At 69.0% G+C, this 22,852-nt stretch carries 20 protein-coding genes and 1 tRNA gene; 5 read left to right on the top strand and 16 right to left on the bottom strand.

Annotation, left to right across the window (positions count from 1 at the left end; translation table 11 throughout):
• Positions 1-196: 196 nt before the first annotated feature.
• The 8 genes from F3T56_RS30910 to F3T56_RS30945 form a co-directional block, all read right to left on the bottom strand.
• A complete protein-coding gene (locus F3T56_RS30910; RefSeq protein ID WP_246204063.1) occupies positions 197-1,960 on the bottom strand; it encodes a trypsin-like serine protease in 1,764 nt (587 codons plus the stop codon).
• Between the two features lie 137 nt (positions 1,961-2,097).
• Positions 2,098-4,137, bottom strand: coding sequence for a transcription termination factor Rho (gene rho / locus F3T56_RS30915; protein ID WP_149828640.1), 2,040 nt, complete (start codon positions 4,135-4,137; stop codon positions 2,098-2,100).
• A 409-nt stretch (positions 4,138-4,546) separates the two neighbouring features.
• Positions 4,547-5,500: a homoserine kinase gene (gene thrB, locus F3T56_RS30920; protein ID WP_149828641.1), complete on the bottom strand. Its 954-nt coding sequence runs from the start codon at positions 5,498-5,500 to the stop codon at positions 4,547-4,549.
• A 316-nt stretch (positions 5,501-5,816) separates the two neighbouring features.
• On the bottom strand, positions 5,817-6,875 hold the full coding sequence (gene thrC, locus F3T56_RS30925; protein WP_149828642.1) for a threonine synthase: 1,059 nt from the start codon (positions 6,873-6,875) through the stop codon (positions 5,817-5,819).
• Between the two features lie 6 nt (positions 6,876-6,881).
• Complete coding sequence (locus tag F3T56_RS30930) at positions 6,882-8,174, bottom strand: homoserine dehydrogenase (RefSeq protein ID WP_172639225.1); 1,293 nt, start codon at positions 8,172-8,174, stop codon at positions 6,882-6,884.
• Positions 8,175-8,361: 187 nt separating this feature from the next.
• Positions 8,362-9,753: a diaminopimelate decarboxylase gene (lysA, locus tag F3T56_RS30935; protein WP_149828643.1), complete on the bottom strand. Its 1,392-nt coding sequence runs from the start codon at positions 9,751-9,753 to the stop codon at positions 8,362-8,364.
• Between the two features lie 170 nt (positions 9,754-9,923).
• Positions 9,924-11,009: an ArgS-related anticodon-binding protein NrtL gene (nrtL, locus tag F3T56_RS30940; RefSeq protein ID WP_172639226.1), complete on the bottom strand. Its 1,086-nt coding sequence runs from the start codon at positions 11,007-11,009 to the stop codon at positions 9,924-9,926.
• A gap of 165 nt (positions 11,010-11,174) precedes the next feature.
• Positions 11,175-11,636 (bottom strand): response regulator, encoded by a 462-nt coding sequence (locus F3T56_RS30945; protein WP_246204065.1) that lies wholly within the window; start codon positions 11,634-11,636, stop codon positions 11,175-11,177.
• A gap of 203 nt (positions 11,637-11,839) precedes the next feature.
• On the opposite strand from F3T56_RS30945, the gene F3T56_RS30950 reads away from it, so the two are divergent.
• The 3 genes from F3T56_RS30950 to F3T56_RS30960 all read left to right on the top strand — a co-directional run bounded on the left by F3T56_RS30950 (position 11,840) and on the right by F3T56_RS30960 (position 13,322).
• Positions 11,840-11,914, top strand: a tRNA-Arg gene (locus tag F3T56_RS30950).
• A gap of 413 nt (positions 11,915-12,327) precedes the next feature.
• Entirely contained in the window at positions 12,328-12,648 is a 321-nt protein-coding gene (locus tag F3T56_RS30955) for a hypothetical protein (protein WP_149828644.1), read from the top strand.
• Complete coding sequence (locus F3T56_RS30960) at positions 12,648-13,322, top strand: nucleotidyl transferase AbiEii/AbiGii toxin family protein (protein WP_149828645.1); 675 nt, start codon at positions 12,648-12,650, stop codon at positions 13,320-13,322. Before F3T56_RS30955 ends, F3T56_RS30960 begins: the two co-directional genes overlap by 1 nt.
• Before the next feature lie 55 nt (positions 13,323-13,377).
• On the opposite strand, the gene F3T56_RS30965 is transcribed toward F3T56_RS30960, so the two are convergent.
• Positions 13,378-14,490 (bottom strand): tyrosine-type recombinase/integrase, encoded by a 1,113-nt coding sequence (locus tag F3T56_RS30965; RefSeq protein ID WP_246204067.1) that lies wholly within the window; start codon positions 14,488-14,490, stop codon positions 13,378-13,380.
• A 371-nt stretch (positions 14,491-14,861) separates the two neighbouring features.
• Here F3T56_RS30965 and F3T56_RS30970 point away from each other — a divergent pair, with 371 nt between their 5' ends.
• Both F3T56_RS30970 and F3T56_RS47130 read left to right on the top strand, forming a co-directional pair.
• Positions 14,862-15,125: a magnesium transporter CorA family protein gene (locus tag F3T56_RS30970; RefSeq protein WP_149828647.1), complete on the top strand. Its 264-nt coding sequence runs from the start codon at positions 14,862-14,864 to the stop codon at positions 15,123-15,125.
• A complete protein-coding gene (locus tag F3T56_RS47130) occupies positions 15,122-15,535 on the top strand; it encodes a PIN domain-containing protein (protein WP_149828648.1) in 414 nt (137 codons plus the stop codon). The genes F3T56_RS30970 and F3T56_RS47130 overlap by 4 nt, the downstream gene beginning before the upstream one ends.
• 235 nt (positions 15,536-15,770) lie before the next feature.
• Here F3T56_RS47130 and F3T56_RS30980 read toward each other — a convergent pair whose 3' ends face one another.
• From F3T56_RS30980 to F3T56_RS31010, 7 genes are all read right to left on the bottom strand, one after another.
• Positions 15,771-16,985, bottom strand: coding sequence for a cytochrome P450 family protein (locus F3T56_RS30980; protein WP_149828649.1), 1,215 nt, complete (start codon positions 16,983-16,985; stop codon positions 15,771-15,773).
• 71 nt (positions 16,986-17,056) lie between these two features.
• Positions 17,057-18,412 carry an acyl-CoA reductase gene (locus F3T56_RS30985; RefSeq protein WP_149828650.1) on the bottom strand — a complete coding sequence of 452 codons (1,356 nt, stop codon included), beginning with the start codon at positions 18,410-18,412 and terminating at the stop codon, positions 17,057-17,059.
• Positions 18,409-19,620 (bottom strand): LuxE/PaaK family acyltransferase, encoded by a 1,212-nt coding sequence (locus tag F3T56_RS30990; RefSeq protein WP_246204070.1) that lies wholly within the window; start codon positions 19,618-19,620, stop codon positions 18,409-18,411. The genes F3T56_RS30985 and F3T56_RS30990 overlap by 4 nt, the downstream gene beginning before the upstream one ends.
• A gap of 165 nt (positions 19,621-19,785) precedes the next feature.
• The gene (locus tag F3T56_RS30995; RefSeq protein ID WP_342787009.1) at positions 19,786-20,514 is read right to left on the bottom strand and encodes an alpha/beta fold hydrolase; all 729 of its coding nucleotides are present in this window, start codon (positions 20,512-20,514) and stop codon (positions 19,786-19,788) included.
• Positions 20,515-20,541: 27 nt separating this feature from the next.
• Positions 20,542-21,648 carry a branched-chain amino acid aminotransferase gene (locus F3T56_RS31000; RefSeq protein WP_216373022.1) on the bottom strand — a complete coding sequence of 369 codons (1,107 nt, stop codon included), beginning with the start codon at positions 21,646-21,648 and terminating at the stop codon, positions 20,542-20,544.
• Complete coding sequence (locus F3T56_RS31005) at positions 21,645-21,998, bottom strand: nuclear transport factor 2 family protein (RefSeq protein ID WP_149828653.1); 354 nt, start codon at positions 21,996-21,998, stop codon at positions 21,645-21,647. Before F3T56_RS31005 ends, F3T56_RS31000 begins: the two co-directional genes overlap by 4 nt.
• Positions 21,999-22,035: 37 nt before the next feature.
• A complete protein-coding gene (locus tag F3T56_RS31010; protein ID WP_246204076.1) occupies positions 22,036-22,794 on the bottom strand; it encodes a thioesterase II family protein in 759 nt (252 codons plus the stop codon).
• Between the last annotated feature and the right edge of the window lie 58 nt (positions 22,795-22,852).

The following is a 22,852-nucleotide window of genomic DNA, read 5'->3' on the forward strand; positions in this document are numbered from 1 at the left end:
TTGTTCCGGTCGGTTACCCCCTGCGCTCAGACCCAGGCCTGCTGGGTCGGATGTGGCCGTACCGCTCATGGTCACTCCGAACGGTCAGACGGAGTAATTCGGAAAAAGGTTGCCCGACGAACGGTGCCCATCGCGTAAGAGCGATGGGCACCGTGTGTGACGGATGAGCCCGGCGGGTCCGGGCTCACCTGGTGTTTCAGCCGAGAAGGTCGTACTGGCCGTAACCGGTGCCGAGCGAGACGCGTGTGCTGAAGATCTCGCTGGTGGCCTTCGACGTGCCCTTGTAGAGGTACAGCGTGCCGCCGGTGGTACGGGCCAGGAGGTCCGCCCTGCCGTCGCCGCTCACGTCACCGGGAGTGATGAGCGTGTTGTAGCCGCTCCAGTTCGAGCGGACCTTGATCCGGGAGGCGAAGGCGCCCGTGCCGGACTTGCCGTTGCCCTTGTAGAGGTAGATGTTCGAGCCGGTCTTGGTGCGCGCGATCAGGTCGGCCTTGCCGTCGCCCGTGAAGTCGCCGTGACCGAGCACCGCGTTGTACGTGTTCCAGCCCGTGCCCACCTTGACGCGGGTCGCGAAGGTGCCGTTGCCCTTGCCCGGGTAGATCCACAGGGCGCCCGCCGAGTCGACCGAGAGCAGGTCGGGCAGGGCGTCCCCGGTGACGTCGCCGGGGGTGAGGATCCGGGTGCGGGTCTTCCAGTTGTCGAAGATCTGCGTGGTCGTCCACTTCTTCGTGGACGGCACATAACGCCGCCAGAAGACGTCACCGTCGGACGAGCGGCGCAGGACGTAGTCCTGGTAGCCGTCCCGGTTCAGGTCGGTCTGCTGGACGAGGTTGTAGCCCTTCCAGCTGCCGTACGAGGTCAGGGACTCGCGCGTGGCGAGCGAGGAGCCCTTGGAGTCGCGGACGTAGCCGGTGCCGGTCGACTTCACGCGCAGGAAGACGTCGGCCTTGTCGTCCCGGCTGATGTTGGTGTCGTCGACACGGGGCTGGGTCACCCCGACGTAGTTGCTGACCTTGGCGAATACCGGGTACGCGCCCTGGTACACGCAGTCCGTGACGCCCCACGAGACGACGCCGATGACCCTGTTGTTCCACACGAGCGGGCCGCCGGAGTCGCCGTTGCAGCTGGCGGTGGTGCTCGCGTCGGTGCCGCCGGAAGGCTTGCCCGCGCAGACCATGTGGCCCTTGATGAAGTAGTCCCCCCAGAAGTTCGCGCACGTGGTGTCGCTCACCACTGGCATCTCGGCGGTCTTCAGCGTCTGCGAGATCTCGTCACTGGTGGAGCTGGTACGGCCCCAGCCGTAGACCCTGGCCTTGGTGCCTGCGGCGTACGAGGCGGTGTCGTTCGACGTCGTCATCTTGATCGGCGTGGCCTTGACCGGCGCCCTCAGTGTGAGCACCGCGATGTCGTTGTCGATCTTGGCCTCGTTGTACGAGGTGGGGTTCCACTGGCGCGACAGCTGGGTGACCGTGCCGCCGTGGTAGTCCATGTGGTTCAGGCTGCCGTCGTCGTTGTAGACGGCCGTGGGCAGCTGATCGGTGCCCGTGACGACGGCGCCGTACTTGGCCCAGTCGTAGGAGGTCTTGTCGGCACAGTGCGCCGCGGTGAGGATCTTCGTCGGCGAGACGACCGAGCCGCCACAGAAGAAGCCGAAGCCCTGGACGTCGTCGTAGTACCAGAGCTGGGCCATCCACGGCGCCGAGCCGACCGTGGTCTCCGAGCCGCCGATGATCTGGGCCTCCCGGCCCGGCGCCTCCGAGCTCTCACTCGCGTCCGAACCGGCACTCGCCGACGACGAGGGCTCCGGCTCCGGTGTCCTGCCGGCGGTGTCGTCCGCCGCCATGGCCTGCGCGATCCGTATGTCCAGCGCGTCCGACGTCGACGAGTCGGCGCCGCTGGCGGCACTCGGCGTCGACACCAGCAGCGCCCCGGTTATCGCCGCGGCAACGGCTCCGGACAAGGGTCTAGCCACTCAAGTCCCCCCTGATGAGTCAAGAGTTGATCAATCATACGAAGACCGAGATCGTACACCTGTCCACACAAAACTGGGGCCACCCTCACAAAGAGGGTGACCCCAGTGCTGTTGGCCCCGAGCTACTAGTCGCCGTTCCCAGGCGCCGGCGTCGTCTTCTGAATCTGCATCAGGAACTCCGCGTTCGACTTCGTCTGCTTCATCTTGTCGAGAAGCAGCTCGACCGCCTGCTGCTGATCCAGCGCGTGCAGCACCCGCCGCAGCTTCCAGACGATGGCGAGCTCGTCGCTGGCGAGCAGGATCTCTTCCTTACGGGTACCGGACGCGTCCACGTCCACCGCGGGGAAGATGCGCTTGTCCGCGAGCTTCCGGTCGAGCTTCAGCTCTGCGTTACCCGTGCCCTTGAACTCCTCGAAGATGACCTCGTCCATACGGGACCCGGTGTCCACCAGGGCGGTGGCGAGGATGGTGAGCGAGCCACCGTCCTCGATGTTCCGTGCCGCACCGAAGAAGCGCTTCGGCGGGTAGAGGGCCGTCGAGTCGACACCACCGGACAGGATGCGCCCGGAGGCCGGGGCGGCGAGGTTGTACGCACGACCCAGACGGGTGATGGAGTCGAGCAGCACGACCACGTCGTGGCCCAGCTCGACGAGCCGCTTCGCACGCTCGATGGCGAGTTCGGCGACCGTCGTGTGGTCCTCGGCCGGGCGGTCGAAGGTCGAGGAGATGACCTCGCCCTTGACCGACCGCTGCATGTCGGTGACCTCTTCCGGACGCTCGTCGACGAGGACGACCATCAGGTGGCACTCGGGGTTGTTGTGCGTGATCGCGTTGGCGATCGCCTGCATGATCATGGTCTTGCCGGTCTTCGGCGGGGCCACGATCAGACCGCGCTGGCCCTTACCGATCGGCGACACGAGGTCGATGATGCGGGTGGTCAGCACGCCCGGGTCCGTCTCCAGGCGGAGCCGGTCCTGCGGGTACAGCGGCGTCAGCTTGTTGAACTCCGGGCGGCCACGGCCGTGTTCGGGCGCCATGCCGTTGACGGAGTCGAGGCGGACGAGCGCGTTGAACTTCTCGCGGCGCTCCCCCTCCTTCGGCTGACGGACCGCACCGGTGACGTGGTCACCCTTGCGCAGGCCGTTCTTGCGGACCTGGGCGAGGGAGACATACACGTCGTTCGGGCCGGGCAGGTAGCCCGATGTACGGATGAAGGCGTAGTTGTCGAGGATGTCCAGGATGCCCGCGACGGGGATCAGGACGTCGTCCTCGGCGAGCTGCGGCTCGGGGCCGCCCATCTCGTCGCGGCCGCGACGGCCACGGCGGTCGCGGTAGCGGCCGCGACGGCCACGGCGTCCGCCCTCGAAGTCGTCGTCGTCCTGCGGACCGGCGTCGCGCTGACGGTCCTGACGGCCGCCGCCCTGCTGCTGGCCCTGCTGCTGACGGTCCTGACGGCCGCCGCCCTGCTGCTCGTCGCCCTTGCCACGGCGGTCGCCGCGGTCGCGGTCGCGGCCGCGCTCACGACGGTCACGGCGGCCCTGACGGCCGTCGCCCTCGGCGGCGTCGCCCTTGGCCTCGGCCTGCGGCTGGGCCTGGGCCGGCGCTTCGGCCTTCGGCTCGCTCTTCGCCTCGGCGGTGACCGTCTCGGGGCTGCCCGCGTCGGCGGTGGCACGGCGACGACGGCGCTCGGTGGGCGCCTCGTCCCCACCGGCCGGCTGGCCGGGGATCTCGATCTGCTGCTGGGCCACGGCCTTCTCGGCCTTGTCGGCCTTCTCGGCGGGTGCCTCGGCCTTCTCGGCGGGTGCCTCGGCCTTCTTGGCTGCGGCCTTCTCGGCGGCTGTGGCGGCTGTGTCCTCGCCCGTGCGCGCCTTCGAGGTGGCGCGGCGCTTCGGCTTGGTCTCGGTGGCGGCCTCGGCCTTGGCCGGGGCTCCCCCGCCCGCCTGCGCCTCCTTGATGACCTCGATCAGCTGGCTCTTGCGCATACGCGCGGTGCCCCTGATGCCGAGGCCGGATGCGACCTGCTGCAGCTCGGCCAGCACCATGCCCTCGAGGCCGGTGCCGCGGCGCCGCCGGGAGCCGGCACCGCTGGCAGGCGCGGCGTCCGTGGCGGGCGCGGCAGCGGTCTCCTCGACACGTGCGCCCATCAGATCGGTGGTGTCGCTCACGAAGGGTCCTTCCCTGGAGCGGACGTCGGCCTTCTGGCTCGGCGACCGGTTGTGCTGTCCGGCTTCGGCCCTGTTGGGGTGGACCGTGCCGGGGCGGTGGTCCGCCAAAGCGGCGGAGGAAAATTTGCTGGTGATTCGGCGTTCACGGGGCCGTGGCACTCAGTGTCTGTGTCACGCGGCTCTCGGTCACGCCGGTTCCGGAGCCTGCTCGGCAGACCGCTCAGTGCCTGCGTACGGCGTACAGCTTGACGTACGAAGCACAGTGCGGCTGGGGAGACTCCCGGAAGAGAGGTTGTCCCGGACGGGGACGATAAGCACCTCGCCATGGCTGGGGCAGGTGCAGACTTGAGGTTAACACTACCGGATCCAACAAACATTCCCCCTCTCGAAATCCGGCAACCGTGCGCCCCTACTCGTCGCCGATGTCGGCGCCGGTTTCGGCGACGGAGGTGGTCAGCGGCATGACGCACGCCCCTCGGGCGTCGAGGTCCAGCCGGTTGGCGGCCCAGCCCTCGCCGGCGAGGTGGGCGACCTTGTCGGCGCTGGCCTCGTCGGCCAGGGCCAGGACCGTGGGTCCGGCGCCGGAGATTACCGCCGGGACGCCGTCGGCCCGCAGTCGCTCGACCAGGGCCGCGCTCTCCGGCATGGCGGGCGCCCGGTATTCCTGGTGCAGCCGGTCCTCGGTGGCGGGCAGCAGCAGCTCGGGGCGCCTGGTCAGGGCCTCGACGAGCAGGGCGGCCCGGCCGGCGTTGGTGGCCGCGTCGACGTGCGGGACGTTGCGCGGGAGCAGTCCGCGCGCCGTCTCCGTCAGAACCGGCTTTCCCGGGACGAAAACCACCGGAACGATGGAATCGTCAGGCTCCATCCTGATCGCCCGCGCGGCGCCGCCCTCCATCCAGGAGAGCGTGAAGCCGCCGAGGAGACAGGCCGCGACGTTGTCGGGATGGCCCTCGATCTCCGTGGCGAGTTCGAGCAGCGCGGCGTCGTCGAGGCGGTTCTCGCCGCCTATGGTCACGGCACGGGCGGCGACGATGCCGGCGCAGATGGCGGCGGAGGAGGAGCCGAGACCGCGGCCGTGCGGGATGCGGTTGGCGCACACGATCTCAAGGCCCCGGGGCTGCCCGCCCAGCAGGTCGAAGGCGGTGCGCAGGGACCGTACGAGGAGGTGCTTCTCGTCGCGCGGGAGTGTCTCGCTGCCCTCCCCGGCGATGTCGACGTGCAGGCCGGAGTCGGCCACGCGGACGACCACGTCGTCGTAGAGCCCCAGCGACAGGCCGAGGGCGTCGAAGCCCGGGCCGAGGTTGGCGCTGGTGGCGGGGACGCGCACCCGTACGGCGGCTGCGCGAAACGCTGGACCGGCCATCGCTCGATGACTCTCCTTGAACTGCGAAATTGACGATTGTCGAATGACATTCGATACGACGCGAGAACCCTGCGGCCGCTCGGGACGGCACGGCGGCGCCGCACCCTTGCGGGGCATATGCAGCGGGCGGGTTCAGTACAGCCTATCGAAGGAAGGTTCTGTGGCGACATAGGGCGCACAGGAGGCGCACGATGCGTGTCGTAAGCCCCCTGTGCACCCCCCGTCGGGTCCTGTCAGGGTTATCCCCCGGGAAACGGCGTCTACGCGCGACTCGCAGGTCGTTTCGAACTGTTACCCGAGCTGTTACCCAGAGCGGCTAGGCGAGACCGAGGCGCTCGGCCGCCGTCGCCGCGTCGACCGGGACGGTCACCGGCTGCGGAGCGCCCGCGACGGCCCAGTCCGGGTCCTTCAGGCCGTTTCCGGTGACCGTGCAGACGATGGTCTGGCCCGGGTCGACCTTGCCGTTCTCGGCGGCCTTGAGCAGACCGGCCACGGACGCGGCGGAGGCGGGCTCCACGAAGACACCCTCCTGCGCGGCCAACATCCGGTAGGCGCGCAGGATCTCACGGTCCGTCACCTCATCGATGGCGCCGCCGGACTCGTCCCGCGCGGCCAGGGCGTACTGCCAGGACGCGGGGTTGCCGATGCGGATCGCGGTGGCGATGGTCGACGGGTCCTTGACGACCTCGCCGCGCACGATCGGCGCGGAGCCGGAGGCCTGGAAGCCCCACATGCGGGGCGTCTTCGCGGCGATGCCGTCGGCGGCGTACTCCTTGTAGCCCTTCCAGTACGCCGTGATGTTGCCGGCGTTGCCCACCGGGAGGACGTGGATGTCGGGGGCGTCGCCGAGCATGTCCACGATCTCGAACGCGGCGGTCTTCTGGCCCTCGATACGCACCGGGTTGACCGAATTGACCAGCGCCACCGGGTAGTTGTCGCTGAGTTCACGCGCGAGGGTGAGGCAGTCGTCGAAGTTGCCGTCGACCTGGAGGATCTTCGCGCCGTGCACGAGGGCCTGGCCCATCTTGCCGAGCGCGATCTTGCCCTGCGGGACGAGCACGGCGGAGACCATGCCCGCGCGTACGGCGTACGCGGCGGCCGAGGCGGACGTGTTGCCCGTGGAGGCGCAGATGACGGCCTTCGCGCCCTCTTCCTTCGCCCGGGTGATGGCCATGGTCATACCGCGGTCCTTGAAGGACCCGGTCGGGTTGGCGCCCTCCACCTTGAGGTGGACCTCGCAACCCGTGCGCTCGGAGAGCACCTGCGCGGGTACGAGGGGCGTGCCGCCCTCGCGGAGCGTCACGACCGGCGTGGTGTCGGAGACGGGCAGCCGGTCCCGGTACTCCTCGATGATTCCGCGCCACTGGTGGGTCATTGCTGGTTACTCTCCTTCAACCCGCATGATGCTGGCGACACCCCGCACGGTGTCGAGGTTGCGCAGCGCCTCGACGGTCCCGTTGAGGGAGGCGTCGGACGCGCGGTGGGTGACGACGACGAGAGAGGCCTCGCCGTCCTTGCCCTGCTGGCGAACCGTATCGATCGACACGCCGTGCTCGGCGAACACGGTGGCCACCTGGGCGAGAACACCCGGTTTGTCCGCGACGTCGAGGCTGATGTGGTAGCGCGTGACGACCTCGCCCATGGGCGAGACGGGCAGGGCGGCATACGCGGACTCACCGGGCCCGGTGGCACCCGCAAGCCGGTTGCGGCACACGGCCACGAGGTCCCCGAGGACGGCGGAGGCAGTGGGGGAACCGCCCGCGCCAGGCCCGTAGAACATCAACTGCCCGGCAGCGTCCGACTCGACGAACACGGCGTTGTACGCGCCGCGCACGGAGGCGAGGGGGTGGGTCAGCGGAATCATCGCGGGGTGCACGCGCGCGGTGACGGAGCCCCCGTCGGCGGCCCGCTCGCAGATGGCGAGCAGCTTGATGGTGCAGCCCATGTTCTTGGCGGAGGCGAAGTCGGCGGCGGTGACTTCCGTCATCCCCTCGCGGTAGACGTCGTCGAGCCGTACCCGCGAGTGGAAGGCGATACCGGCGAGGATCGCGGCCTTGGCGGCAGCGTCGAAGCCCTCGACGTCGGCAGTCGGGTCGGCTTCCGCATACCCCAGGGCGGTGGCCTCGTCGAGGGCCTCCTGGTAACCGGCCCCCGTGGAGTCCATCTTGTCGAGGATGAAGTTGGTCGTCCCGTTGACGATACCCATCACCCGGTTGATCTTGTCCCCTGCCAGGGACTCGCGCAGCGGGCGGATCAGCGGGATGGCGCCGGCGACGGCGGCCTCGTAGTAGAGGTCTTTGTCGGCTTCGTCCGCTGCCGCGTGCAGGGCCGCGCCGTCCTGGGCGAGGAGGGCCTTGTTGGCGGAGACGACGGAGGCGCCGTGCTCGAACGCGGTGGTGATGAGGGTGCGGGCGGGCTCGATACCGCCGATCACCTCGACGACGACGTCGATGTCGCCGCGTTTGACGAGCGCGGTCGCGTCGGTGGTGACGAGGGCCGGGTCGATGCCCTCACGGATCTTGGAGGGCCGCCGTACGGCCACTCCGGCGAGCTCGACGGGAGCGCCGATCCTGGCGGCGAGGTCGTCGGCGTGCGTCGTCATGATGCGCGCCACCTCTGAGCCGACAACCCCACAGCCCAGCAGCGCCACCTTCAGCGGACGCGTACGCATCATCCGACCTCGTTTCCTCACATACACCGAATACGGTTTGGACCAGTCTCACTTACCGGACGGGAGTTTCTATCCCTCGTCCGGATCGTGAGACATCTATTTCATTTTCTCAGGGCGACGGGACCGAAGATCTTTCGGCCCCGAGTACCCGGGGTTTTTGCGGGCCTTGAGGGCCTCGGATGGTCGGTGGTCACCCGACGTCGAGGCGGAGAAGGTCCTCCTCCGTCTCCCGGCGGACGATCACCCGGGCCTCTCCATCATCGACGGCGACGACCGGCGGGCGCAGGGCGTGGTTGTAGTTGCTGGCCATCGAACGGCAGTAGGCACCCGTCGCGGGTACGGCGATCAGGTCACCCGGTGCCAGGTCCGCCGGCAGGAACGCGTCCTTGACCACGATGTCGCCGCTCTCGCAGTGCTTGCCGACGACGCGGGCGAGCATGGGCTCGGCATCGCTCGTCCGGGACACGAGGGCGACGCTGTACTCGGCGTCGTAGAGCGCGGTCCGGATGTTGTCGGACATGCCGCCGTCGACGGAGACGTACGTGCGCAGGCCGTCCAGCGGCTTGATGGTGCCGACCTCGTAGAGGGTGAAGGCGGTCGGGCCGACGATGGCGCGGCCGGGTTCGACGGAGATACGCGGCGTGCGCAGCTTGGCGCTCTCGCACTCGCGCGTGACGATCTCGGTGAGCGCCTTCGCGATCTCGTGCGGCTCACGCGGGTCGTCGTCGCTGGTGTACGCGATGCCGAGCCCGCCGCCGAGGTCGATCTCGGGCAGTTCGACGCCGTGCTCGTCGCGGACCTCCTTGAGCAGCCCGACGACGCGGTGCGCGGCGACCTCGAAGCCGGAGGTGTCGAAGATCTGCGAGCCGATGTGGGAGTGGATGCCGATGAGCTCGAGCCCGTCGAGCTTGAGGGCCCGCCGTACGGCTTCCGCCGCCTGCCCGCCGGCGAGCGGGATGCCGAACTTCTGGTCCTCGTGCGCGGTGGCGATGAACTCGTGCGTGTGCGCCTCGACGCCGACGGTGACGCGGATCTGCACGCGCTGCCGCTTGCCGAGGGACTGGGCGATGTGCGCAACGCGCACGATCTCCTGGAAGGAGTCGAGGACGATACGCCCGACACCGGCCTCTATGGCCCGGTGGATCTCGTCCGTGGACTTGTTGTTGCCGTGGAGGGCGATGCGGTCGGCGGGCATGCCGGCGGAGAGGGCGGTGGCGAGTTCGCCGGCGGAGCAGACGTCGAGGTTGAGCCCTTCCTCGTGCAGCCAGCGGACGATCGCGCGGGAGAGGAAGGCCTTGCCGGCGTAGAAGACGTCGGCGTCCTGCCCGAACGCGGTACGCCAGGCGCGCGCCCGGGCGCGGAAGTCGGCCTCGTCGAGGAAGTAGGCGGGGGTGCCGAACTCCTCAGCCAGCGTCTTGACATCGATCCCGCCGACGCGGACGACTCCGTCGGCCGCGCGCGTGACCGTCTGCGACCACACCTTCGGGTCGAGCATGTTCAGGTCGGCAGGCGGGGCGGCGTAGTGCCCCTCGGGGAGGACATCGGCGTGACGGGGGCCGGCGGGGTGTGCGGATCGGCTCATGACTGGTGTGGGCTCTTTCTGACTCTGCGGACTCTGGGCGAGCGGGGGGCCGAGGGCTGGGAGCCGGTGGGCTTTGGGGCGTTGGGCTTGGGCCGGTCGGCCATGGGCCGGTGGGCTTGGGCTCGTGGGCCCTTCTGGCTTGTGTGGCTCGTATGGCTCGTATGGCTTGCTCAGAGGTATTCGGGTGCGTCGATGCCGAGCAGGGACAGGCCGCCGGCCAGCACCGTCCCGGCGGCTTCGGCGAGCGCCAGCCGGGCGCGGTGGGCGGCCGAGGGTTTCTCGTCGCCGCGCGGCAGCACCCTGTGCTGGAGGGCGAGCAGGGCGTCGGCGATGACGACCAGCTGCCGGGCGAGACGGTCGGGGGCGTGGTCGGCTGCCGCCCGGGCGAGGGTGTGGGGGTATTCGGTGAGGGCGGCGAGGAGGGGGGTGGTGTCGCCGGGGGCGTCCAGGGCGCCGGGCTCGCCGGTGAAGCCGAGGGCGGCGGCGTTACGGGTGAGTGCGCGGGCTCGGGCGTGGGCGTAACGGACCCGGAAGAGGGGGTTGCTCGCGCGCTGCACCAGGAGGTCGGCGGTGATACGGGGCCGGTCGTGGGCGGCGGGGTGCAGCAGGGCCCAGCGGAGGGCGTCGGGGCCGAGGGGGGTGGGGTCCTCGGGGGCGGGGACGGGCCGGAGGTCGATGGGTTGGTCGGAGGCGTTGGGGTCTCCGGGTTCGCCGGGCTTGCCGGGCGCGCCAGCTCCTCCGGCTGCTTCGAACCGCCCGGGCCTGACGTGGTCGACCTCGACCCGGCCACTCTGGCTGGCGACGATCCGTACGAGCGCGTCGGCGACGACTTCGGCGCGGATGTCGTACGGGATACGGAGCCGGACGACCTGCCCGGCGAGGGTGCCGCTGTGGCCGTAGGGGGGGTGAGGGTGGTCCGGGGCCTGGGCCCCTTGGGCTCCCTGGATCCGGCGTACGAGGGCGGTGACGGCGGCCCGGTCGAGGTGGATGTTGAGGAACCCGGGCCCGGTGATCTCGACGGCGGCGACGCCCTCGGTCCGGCTGAGGTGGGGCCGCAGGATCTCGGCGACCTGCCGGGGCGGCCGCCCCGCGGGCCGGGCCAGCTGCAAGGCGATGTTCGTCGCGTAGTCCCCACTGCCGCCAGGCCCCGGCACAGTGACCACCGCCCGTGCGGGCACCGCCACGCTCAGCTCCCCCCGGTCCACAGCACAACGCACCGCGCGCAGCACGGTGCGGGAGAGCTCGACGGGAGTCACGGGACAAGCGTATGGGAGGAGGGGGGTGGGTATGCGAGCCGGTTTACGTCGGGGTCCGGGATGTGGACGGGGGCGGGGTGATTGCGGAGGCCGGAGGGCGGGTGGGTGAAGGCCGGGTCGTCGGCGCCGGGGCCGAATCCGCTTCCGGAGTTCTGCTTCCCGGGTTCAGCTTCCGGTGCGCCCGGCACGCTCAGCGTGCTCTGCGTGCTCGGCTCCACCGCCGGTCCCGCCCGCCGGGGTGCCGGCACCGATGTCGAACTGCGGCGAACCGGCGTCGGTCTCCCCACGCTCCACCAACTGTCGTACGAGCGCGACGAGTTCGGAGGGCTCGAAGGGCTTGGCGAGGAAGGCGTCGACGCCGACGTCGAGCCCGGCCTCGACTTCGTACTGCGTACAGGCACTGACGATGATGAGCGGCAACCGACGCGTCCGGGGATCACCGCGGAGCCTGGCGGCGGTGCGGAGCCCGTCGAGCCGGGGCATCACCACATCAAGGGTGATCAGGTCCGGGCAAACCTGATCGACGACGTCCAGACACTCGGCACCGTCGGCCGCGGTCACCACCTCGAAGCCCTCCAGCTCGAGGTTGACCCTGATCAGCTGCCGGATGACCTTGTTGTCGTCCACAACAAGCACCCGACCGGACGCGCCTGGCACAACTCGAGCCTAGGTCCGCACCCACCGCCGCGTCCGGGTTTTCCCCACTTCCACCCCCTGCGGGCGGTCTCCCCCAGCTCAACCCCACCCCCGCCCCCATAAAACCCGTTCATGATCTCCCCTGCAGAGCTGGTAGGGTTCTACCCGTCGCCGCCGAACAAGGCAGCCGACACGCCCCCGTAGCTCAGGGGATAGAGCAACGGCCTCCGGAGCCGTGTGCGCAGGTTCGAATCCTGCCGGGGGCACCACCAAAACAAGCCTTGACCTGCAGAAACGTGGGTCAGGGCTTAATTTGTTCATGCCAAAACGCACACGGCCATCCTGGCCATGACCGCTCCGCCCAGCGAGCCTCCGACCTGTGACTTTGCGGCGCCAGGCGGACGAAATCCCAAATGTCCGATCCCATGAAATCGCCTCGCGTGGGACATGCGTGGGATGGGAGAGCCGAAAGGCAGAGCCCAAGCCGGAGGACACCTGCTGTGACCTGCGCGTTTGCCGACAAGGACGGTCGAAAAACATACGGAGGGAACAGGCCGTTTGACTTTCCCGGCTCAGCACTGGGCACGGCTGTGAGCAGGCATTTCGTCGAACGTGACGCTCACTGCTCACGCGGATGCCGGTGTCGGCACCACGACGCGGCCGGTTACGGCATGCTGGGTGTATGAGCAGGTACGCCGCCGCGAGGATCTACGCGCTTCCGGAGTCGCTCGACGAGTTGGTCGGGCCGACTTCCGGCACCATGATCCTGCCCCGGCACATCGACTGGGGCCCGCCCTACGAGTACGACCTCACCGACGAGGCCGACCTGCTCCTGATGTACGAGCGGGTGATTCGCGAGGCCCAGTCCCCGGCCGACCTACGGGCGCACCTGAACGCCGATCTGTTGTGCCGGCACTGGACGGACCTGTTCCTGCCCGCTCCGGCCCGTGCGGCCTGGCAGGCCCGCTTCCACGAGCTCTCACCCGCGGCGGCCGCAGCGTAGTGGACGAGCTGCACCGCCGACTGATCCGCATCGGGCTCGACGCGCTCGCCGACGACTTCGGCTACGCCCTGGCGGGCGGCTACGCCGTCCAGGCCCACCAGATCGTCAACCGGGTCAGTGACGACGTCGACCTCTTTGCTCCGATCAACCGGGCTACCACCGAGATGCCTGCCGCTACCGAACGCGTCATCGCCGCCTACGAAGCCGCAGGTTTCACTGTGGAACTGGCCCACCAGAACTCCGAGCACACCTACACCCGGTTGAACGTCACCGACCCGGTCAGCGGTACGCAGAACAAAGTCGAGCTCGTCGCCGAGTTCCTCAACCACCCGCCCGTGCCCTCCGAACTCGGCCCAGTCCTGCACCCCGACGACGTCGCGGCAGGGAAGACCACCGCCCTGGACGGCCGGGCCGAGGTCCGCGACGCCATCGACGTCGACGGCCTCCTCAAGGCCGGATACACCCGCGAACGCCTGATGGAGCTGGCCAAGCAGAACGACGACGGCTTCGATCCGCGAATGTTCGCCGACTCACTCGCCCGCATCCAGCGCTACACGGACAAGCAATTCGCCGCCTACGGCCTTACTGCCACCGAGGCCGCAGCGCTGCGCGAGCGGTTCGCCGACTGGCGACACCAACTCATCGCGCCGCAGGACGAGAACCCGGCCCAGTAGCGAGCCGGGTCATCTCCGGAGCACTCAGGAAAACCACCCGGCGGGAAGAGGGAGTTCAGTGGTATTCGTCCAGCAGAGCCTCGATGCGCTGGTTGGCGATCGCGGCCCGTCCGTACAGGCACTTGGCGTACTTGGTCATGAGGACCTCGACACTGTTGCCGGCGCGTTCCGCGACCTCCGTGGGATCGACGCCGGCGTTGAGCCAGGTGGACAGGGCCGAGTGGCGCAGGTCGTAGGGGCGAGCCGCGAGTGGAGTGTTCAGCAGGCCGGGCGGCAGGGCCAGTTCCCGGGCTTCGTGCCAGACGCGGTCGTACGTACTGGAGGCGAGGACGCCACCACGTTCGTTGAAGAACAGCCGCCCATCATCAGCGGTACCGAAGGTGTGGGCGCTCTCTCGCCACAGCGCCACCAGCTCGGGCGGCAGCGGCACCGGACGGGTGTCCCCCGGCGGGCGTCCCTTCAGCCCACGCTCGTCATGGAGGCACCCAGTGTCGGTCCACTTCTTGCCCGCCTGGGGCCGAGTGACGTGCAGGAACACTCTGCCCCAGCCCTCCGCCGGTAGGACGCAGTCCGGCAGGGTCACCGCGACGGCCTCCTCGGGCCGCAGCCCGGCGTAGTACATGCCGGCGAACAGCCCCACCAACCGCCGCCCGCGAGCCCGCCGGTAGCTGCCAACGTAAGAGACGGCGTGGAGCAGGGAGCGAACCTGGGCGGGGTTGGCGACCACCCGCGGATCAACCTGCTTGACGGTCTTAGCGATCCGCCAGTTGACGTTGGCGAACGGGTCGTCCCGGAGTCCGCCCTGCTCGATCGCGTACCGCACGGCGTTCACGAGGGTCATGCGCTTGTGCCGCTGGGTCTCGGCGGCTGCGACCGTGCCGTCCTGTTTCAGCCGCAGGGTTTGCAGCACGGCCCGCATCACGGCCGGATCCAGCAGGTCGGTCAGCGGGCGTGACGCCCTCGCCGCCCAGCGCAGGGCAAGCCGCACCTCCGGGGGCGCCGTCCGCAACTCCGGCCGGGGCACGACGAACGCCCAGTTTCGAAGCGCCTGCCGCAGCAGCTCATCACTCGGGCGACCCCGCACGTCCCGGAGCATCGCCAGGGTGATCGCACACAGCGCGTCATTGGTCTCGTTGCGCGTCTTCGCCGCGACCTGCGGCCAACGCATCCGCAGGTATTCCAACGCGAAGGCGTACCAGCTGCTGGAGGCCGGGCTGTGGCCCGTCCCCGCAGAGGTCAGGTCATCGGCAGCGCCTTGCCGGACGGCACGGATCAGTGCGGCACCGAGTTCGTCGACCAGTGCTTTGACGTCTGTCGCGCCTCCCGCAGACCGGCTTCCGCCTGGCCGCGCGGCAATCACAGCCCCTCCCCCGCGCCTCCTTCCGGGGACACCGTGCGTCTGAAATGCCGAACTCCTCATGACGTCCACCACCTCTCTGAGCCAGCTCAACGCAGCAGCCCCAGACGGCAAAGGCATCCTCAGAGTCTCAGTGTCCACGTCAGGCGATGAGCAGGAGGATCGAGGGTAGGATAGGTAGCATGAGTGAGCCTACCGGCAAGTACTCGATCACCATGCCGCGCGACATCGCCGAAGCCGCCAAGGCCCGCAGCGGCCCCTCCGGCCTGTCCGCCTACGTCGCTGCCGCCGTCACCCGCCAGATCGAACGCGACAACCTCAACGAGCTCATCGCCGTCGTCGAGGCCGAGCACGGACCCATCACCGAGGAGGAGATCCAGGCCCTGCGCGACCAGCTCCACCAGGCCCGCCGCCAGCAGACGCGCGGTGGAGCGGACGCCGCGTGACCCGCTCCCCCGCCGTCCCCGGCGGCACCCTGGTCCTCGACAGCGAAGGGCTGGCCAAGGCCGTGCTGCGCGACCGCACCGTTACCGCTTGGCTCGCCCTCGCCCGCGCCGACGACCTCCGGGTCATCACCTCCGCCGCCACCCTCGTCGAGGTGGTCCACCCCCGGATCAACCGCCCGGCCCTGGAATGGACCCTGTCCCGCCTCGTCGTCGAGCCGGTCACCGAGCCCATCGCCCGCCACGCCGCCGCACTCCTCGCCGACGCCGGCCTGCACGGCCACAAGCACGCCATCGACGCCATGCTCAGCGCCACCGCCCTCACAGCCCCCGGCCCCGTCACGGTCCTCACCTCGGACCCCGAGGACCTCACCGCGCTGTGCGGCAGACGCATCACCGTCATCAAGATCTGACCCAGCACTCTTCCGTAGCGTGGCGAGGTCAGAGGCTGACGTGTGGAAGTACCTGAGGATCTGGTGCAAGACGCGTCCACAGAGCTGCACCGCACCGGCCGCGCGCGAACCGGCCGACACACCACACCGGGCTGGAGATCGAGCTCACGTACCCGCGGCACCTATCCAGTCCAGCTCAGGGCCGAAGTGGCATAACAACGTCTCCACGCTTCGAGGGGAAGGTCATGGACAAGACTCACCAGCGGACCGGAAGTCGCCGCACACCGCGCAACAGAGAACCGGGAAGCCAGTTCAGCTCATCCGATTCAGCATTGAGCGCAAGATCTGGGCACCGCTTCAGAAGGCTACGGATGGCGATCACCCCTTCCATGCGGGCCAGTGGGGCACCAAGACAGTAATGGATGCCATGTCCAAAGGCAAGATGCCCCTGGGAGTTCCGCTGAATATCGAACCGCTCAGGCACGTCGAACCTGTGCTTGTCGCGGTTTGCCGCAGCCACGGCGACCAGCACCGGGTCCCCTGCCGGAATGATGGTGCCCGCGATGGGAACCGGCTCAAGCGCGAACCGGAACGTGGCCATCTCGATGGGGCCCTCGTAGCGGAGCATTTCCTCTACCGCACTATCCAGCAACCCGAAGTCATTGCGCAGCTCCTCCAGTTGGCGCGGATGGCGCAGCAGTGCGTGCACACCGTTCGAAATGAGATTGACTGTGGTCTCGTGTCCTGCCGACAGCAGCAGATACGCCATGGAACGGAGCTCCTCCGGAGACAGGCGGTCACCGTCCTCGTCAGTTGTACGGATAAGCGTGCTCAGCAGGTCGTCGCCCTGATCCTTGCGCTTGCTCTCGATCAGGCTGGCCAGATATTCAGCCAGTTCACGGAAGGCCGCCAGCTTCTCCTGAATACCGATGGGCGCGTTGATCGCGTTGGACCAAGCCCGGAAGGCAATACGGTCCATGGAAGGCACGCCGAGCAGTTCGCAGATAACGCCAATGGACAGGGGGAAGGCATAGGACTCGATCAGATCCGCCCGGTCCAAGCGCAGCATCTCGTCAAGAAGCCGGTCCGCATGCTGCTGCACCCAGTCCTTCATCGCTTCAACCCGACGGGGCGTGAACTCACGTGATACAAGGCGCCGCAGTCGTGTATGCCGAGGTGGATCAGACACCAGGAGATGCGGTCCGAGTAGCTCCTGATCCAGGGAACTGGCACCAATCTGTGCGAGGTCCTTGGACAGCCGCTGATCCGCGAGCGCGGCACGTGCCTCCTCGAAGCCGACAACGAGCCAGAGCTCCTGCCCGTCGGGCATGCGCACCCAGTGCACGGGGCCTTCCTGGTGTAGCTGGGCGTAAACCGGATACGGATCTCGGTTGAATTCAGTCGATAGGGCCCTCAGGTCCCTGGCCTCCCGCGGCTTCACGACCCCAGTGCCTGTCGGCTGTATGCCCATAGCGCGTTCTACATCCTTCGAACTATAGTTCTCATGCGTGGGTCCGCCGCCAGTCGGCGGCCCGCTAGGCGTCACCGCTCTGGAACGGTGATGCTCACCCGGCGGCTGTAGCGCTGCAGGGTGAGATGGCCGTCATGAGGTTCGCCCGCGTAGCTGTCGAGCATCGCGCCAAGGGGTGTCACCCGCAGGGCACCCGCGCGGAAGAACTCATAGGACAGGCCCATGGTGCTGTCCGCCGCCGCGTGGAGGCCCACGGTCTGTAGATAGCGGCGCATCGGGTGCAGGACCCGCACGATGTCCTCCCGTGGCAAGGGCTTGACCCAGACCGTCCCGAACAGAGGGGAGGCGGAAAGCCCGGGGCGGGTGTCCGCGAGGACGTGCCAGCGGCCGTCGGGCGCGCTGAAGGCACGGGTGAGACCGAGGTGTTCCTCCAGGCGCGCGACCGTGACCACATTGGTGATCTCGGCCTGCTCCGCGGTGCTCGGGGCGAGTGCCGGGACGTTCGCGGCCTCGGCCGCCAGCGCGTCCGCCACCGCCCGCGCCTTGGCGAACAGCACGTCGGCGTCGAGGGTGTCGACGTAGACGACCTGCGGGCTGGTGCAGGTGCGCTGGCCGTTGCGGAGGACGTCCCGCGCCAGGCCGCGCAGCGCGTCCATGTCCCGGCGGCCAGTGCGGTCGAGGTAGGTGAGGGAGATCTTCGGGCCCCACTCCACCAGCCGACACCCGGCCGGGAGGAACTGGGTCACGCCGGCCACCGCTTCTTCGGTTCCCCACACCGTCACTGCGTCGGCCGGACGGCACAGCTCGCGCATCCAGGTGGTATTACGGGAGGAGAAGCGCAGCACCACCAGGCGGCGGCGCAGTTGTCCGGACGGATCAGCGGCGGCCAGGGCAGCCAGGGCATGCTGCGTGAACAGGCCCTCCATGCCACTGGTCTTGACGACATTGACATTGCCGGCGAGCAGTCCATCGACTGCACTCATCACACCGGCCACGGCCACATTCCGCGGAGCGATGTGGACCAGTGTTCCGACCGGCTGCCACAGCTCCGTGGCACCGTCCGCGAAGGGAGCGGCCACGGGCCGGTCCGGGGTGATGCCTCCGAGTTCAGCGGTCAGCTGTGCTGCCAGGGACGCGGGAGAGAGTGCGTGGGCGAGCGCGGTCAGGGACGCCTCCGCGTCGGCGGCCGGCAGACCGGTGGTGGCGGGGTCCGTCAGGTCGGCGAACAGCTGACGGTACTCGGCGCCGGCCCGGTTGGTGAGGAACGCAGAGAGCCGCCCGCACGCGGCCAGCACATGCCCTACGTCGAGCGGTCCGGGCAGTGTGGGCAGGATGCGGCCGAGCTCTCCGAGGCGACTCTCGGCCTCGGACTCGTCGATCCACGCACCCTGCCAGTAGTACGGCGTGGTGCGCTGGGTGCTCTTCATCGCTTCTCCAGAAGATCTGTCGCGGCGATGGCGCAATTACGGTTGCGGCGCACCCCGGCACGCCCGTGTACCTCGAACCATGGAGTGCCGATCGAGCAGGCGCCGGGCGGGTGCAGGGTGCCGAGATCGGCCATCAGAATGCTGTGGGCAGGCAGCGCGGTGATGAACGGCGAGACGAACTGCAGGTAGCCGGGGACACCGTGGCCGACCGGCTCGAGGGTGCGCACATCCCGGACCACGCAGCGGGACCAGACCGGTACGTGGAAGTGGTGCGAAGGGCATTCGATGTACGGCAGGCAGTGCTCGACCGAGCCGTAACAGTCCCTGATCCGCTCTTCGGAAATGCCCAGTTGCTCCTGGATGGCGGCACGGAACTCGGTCCGGCTGACAGCCTTGTCGGCATGGCTCTTCCAGCCTCCGCCCGTCAGTACGAGGGAACCCTCCGGCAGTTCCAGCGGAGGTACCCCCATCACCGCCATCCGTTCGAGCACCGCGTGCAGGAAGGCGGGAAATCCGACGAGGCGCACGGGTTCGTCGCGCGCTGCGTATTCGATCAGGGCGTCGATCGAGCCCATGGGATTGAACTCGTGGCCCTCCCCGGTGTTGCGGAGCGCGTGGCCCACAGAGGCCACGGGAGCGAAGTCACAGAGCTCGTTGACGCCGTGGGCGGCCCCGACGGTCAGGCGTGGATTCGGTTCATGACCGAGCACCAGATAGTTGGCGGCTCGCTCGGTGTCGATCAGGCCGAGTTCCTTGATGGTCCAGGCGGCCATGCGTTGGGCGGCGCCGAAGGACCAGGTGTCGAAGCCGATCTCGGTCTTCTCACCGCCCGTGCCCGAGGACGTCAGTCGCAGTTCGACGGCGTCGGCCGATATTGAGGTGAGCGGGTGCCGCTTGAACAGGTTGACGTGGATGTACGGCAGGTCGCCGATGTCCTCGACGCTTTGTATGTGCGGCGAGCCGGCGCTTTGCCACATGGCCTGGTACAGGGGGTTGCGGGCGGCGTGCCAGGCGTTGATCTCGCGCATGGCGGTCACGAAGAGCGCGTCCGCGGCGGCGTCGGAGCGGAAGGGGGTCGGAAGGTCGCACAGCTGCTGCACATGGGCCAGCTCGGCGGGCTCCGGGACCGTCAGGGGACGGAAGTACTTGGCGAGCGAGGGAAGTCTGCGTGCGAGTTCCGCGTCAGTCATGGCTGTTGCGGTCGTCAAGGTTTCTCCTGATCTGGTCAGTGGTGGCGGCCGTCTTCCGCCCAGGCATGCGGCAGCCTCACCGCCTACGCGCGGGGCTGCCGGGATCGCCTGTTGGGCGGCTTTGCGCCTGGTCCCGGCTCACTGCCCCACGCGTACGGGCCAGTGGCAGGACGCCTGCCGGGATCAGCCCCGCAGAAAGTCGACGAGGAGCGCGGAAATCTCCTTGGGCCGTTCCAGGCTGGGCAGATGACCGCCCCACGGCAGGTGAACCAGCCGGGCGTCGGTGAGCCGGTCGGCCAGGTCCTGGGCCACGTCGTTGAAGTAGCCCATGTCGTACTTCCCCGTCACGATCAGGGTCCGGGCGGCGACGGCCGACAGCTCGAACTCGGCCTCCAGCTGATCGAATTCCTCCTCGGCGGCGAGTTGCACGTCATAGGCGTGCCGCTGCATGGCGCGCACCAGCTCGCGGGCCTCCTCATCGGCGTCCGGCCCCAGCCAGGTCCGCACGTTGAGTTCCACGGCCCCATCCAGGTCGCCCGCGTCCACCAGGGCCTCCTCCTGCTCGTCGAAAGCATCCAGTTCGTCGGTGGACGGGTGGAGGGGCGAGCCGGCCGACAACAGGGCCAGTGTGCTCACGCGTTCCGGCCAGCGCGCCGCGAGTTCCAGGGCGACCCGGCCACCGTAGGACGCGCCGACGACCGCGGCGCGCTCGATGCCCAGCTCGTCGAGGAGTTCGAGCACGTCCTGCGCGTCGTTGTTGGGCTGGTCCGGCACGGGAGTCTCTCCGTAGCCCCGGAAGTCGCACCGCACCACCCGGTACCCCGCGTCGATGAGGTCGTGCCACTGCGGATCCCACATGCGCCGGTCGCATGCCGAGGAGTGCAGGAGCACGACCGCACTGCCGGTACCCACGATGTCATGAGAAAGCACTATCTATCCCTATCCTTCATTCTCGATGTGGTGTAACTCGACCGGGCGAGGATGGCGGCGCACCCATCCCCAGGTGTCCGGTGAACGGCCCTGGTGGAGGTCGGTGAGCGCCGCCCTTAGCTCCATCGTCACCGGGCCCTGCTTCCCGCCGCCGATCAGCCAGTCGTTCTCACCGTCGCGCACCTGGCCGACCGGTGTGACGAGTGCCGCTGTGCCGCAGGAGAACGTCTCAGTGATGACGCCCGACTCGCTCTCCTCCCGCCACTGGTCGACCGAGATCCGCTCCTCGCTGACGGTGTAGCCCCGCTCCTCCGCGAGGGTCAGTAGTGAGTCGCGGGTCACGCCGGGCAGCAGAGTGCCGGTAAGCGGGGGAGTCGCCACGGTGGCGGTCGGTCCGGTCCCGCGGACGAAGAAGAGATTCATGCCGCCCATCTCCTCGACCCAGCGGTGCTCCACCGCGTCCAGCCACACCACCTGCTGGCAGCCCGCGTCGGCGGCCGTCTGCTGGGCGAGGAACGCACCCGCGTAGTTCCCGGCGCACTTGGCCTGGCCCGTACCGCCCGGGGCGGCCCGCGAGAACTCCCGGCTGATCAGCACCGACACCGGGTCCGGCCGGTCGGAGAAGAAGCCGCCCGTCACGAATCCCATGAGCAGGAAGGTGTACGCGCGAGCGGGCCGCAGCGCCAGGGACGCCTCGCTGGCGAACAGCACCGGCCGCAGATACAGGCTCAGCCCCTCCTCGTCGGCCGGCAGCGCCCCGCCGTCCCGGCGTACGAACGCGTCCACGGCATCCAGGAAGAGTTCCTCCGGCAGCTCCGGCATGGCGAGGCGCCGCGCCGACTGCTGGAAGCGGCGCGCGTGCGCGTCCGGCCGGAAGGTGCCGAGCACCCCGTCCTGCCGACGGTGGACCTTCAGGCCCTCGAACACCACTTGGCCGTAGTGCAGCCCTGCCATCGCCGGGCTGAGCCGCAGATCACCGAAGGGCAGGACCCGCGGACGGCCCGACCAGCCGGTCTCCGCAGTCCACGTCAGCATCACCATGTGGTCGGTGAACCACTCGCCGAACTCACGTCTCGTCGTCACCCGTCGTCTCCTCTCTCCGGCAACTCGCGTCAGACGAGGGGGACGAAGAAGAAGGTGTCACGGGTACGGAAGGCTCCACTCGCCGAGAACGTGAAGAAGTCCGCGAAACGCAGCGCCACCACACGCCCGTCGTGCAGCGTTCCCTCGAACGTGCCGTGCACCGCCGCTCCGTCCTCCCGCACCAGCGCGGTGGACAGGGCGTGACGGCCCTCCTTGATGACCCGTTGCTCCCGGTAGAACCGCTCCAGTGCGTCCCTGCCGACCAGCGGGTCGTAGCCGGGCCGACGGTAGACCGCCTCCGGGTCGAAGAGCTCGACGAGCTCGGGCACCTCGCCCGCGTCCACCAGCTCGTAGTAGTGGCGAATGCGCTGTTCCCTGTCCATCGTCAGCCTCCTCGGGTGCGTGCGTGCCAGTACGGGCTCAGTCACGTGATGCCGGCGGGAGCACGGCATCGCGGGCAATGCGGGTGAGGTCGTCGAGCTGCGCGTTCAGATAGAAGTGACCACCCGGGAAGCTCGTGGCCGTGAACGGTGCCGTCGTCAGCTCTCCCCACGCGCGCAGCTGTGGCTCGGTCGCCCCTGGATCCTCGGTTCCTCCCAGCGCGGTCACCGGCACGGGCAGCGGCGGATGGCCGACGAACCGGTAGGTCTCGCACAGCTCGTAGTCCGCCCGCAGGATCGGCAGCAGCAGCTCCAGCAGCTCCGGGTGCTCCAGCACCTCACCGGCCGTCCCCTGCAACGCCTCGATATGCCGGGCCAGCTCTGCGTCCGGCAGCTTGTGCACCACCCCATACGCCGTGGACCGCGGCAGATGCGGCGCCCCGTACCCGGAGACGACGAGATGGACCGGCGGCCGGCCGACCAGCAGCAGCTCGTGCGTCAACTCGTACGCGAGCAGGGCGCCCATGCTGTGGCCGAACAGCGCGAACGGCTTGCCGCCCGCACGCTCCACGAGGGACCCGGCGAGGTGCTTCACGATCTCGGCCGCCGAGGTGACCGGCGGCTCGGCGAACCGGGCCTCCCTGCCCGGCAACTGCACGGGCACCACCTCGACGTCCGGGCCGACCTTCGACTGCCACTCGCGGTACGCCGATGCACCCGCGCCTGCGTGCGGCAGACAGAACAGCCGTGCCACCGCGTCCGGTGCCGTCGTCTCCGCCGCGAACCAGCGGCCGGTCATGGGCTTCACGTGCTCTCCTTGGTCCGTGCCTGAGTCGGCCCCGTTTCCCGCAGTGGGT

Origin of the sequence: Streptomyces tailanensis, assembly GCF_008386495.1 — a bacterium.
Classification (GTDB): Bacteria; Actinomycetota; Actinomycetes; order Streptomycetales; family Streptomycetaceae; genus Streptomyces; species Streptomyces tailanensis.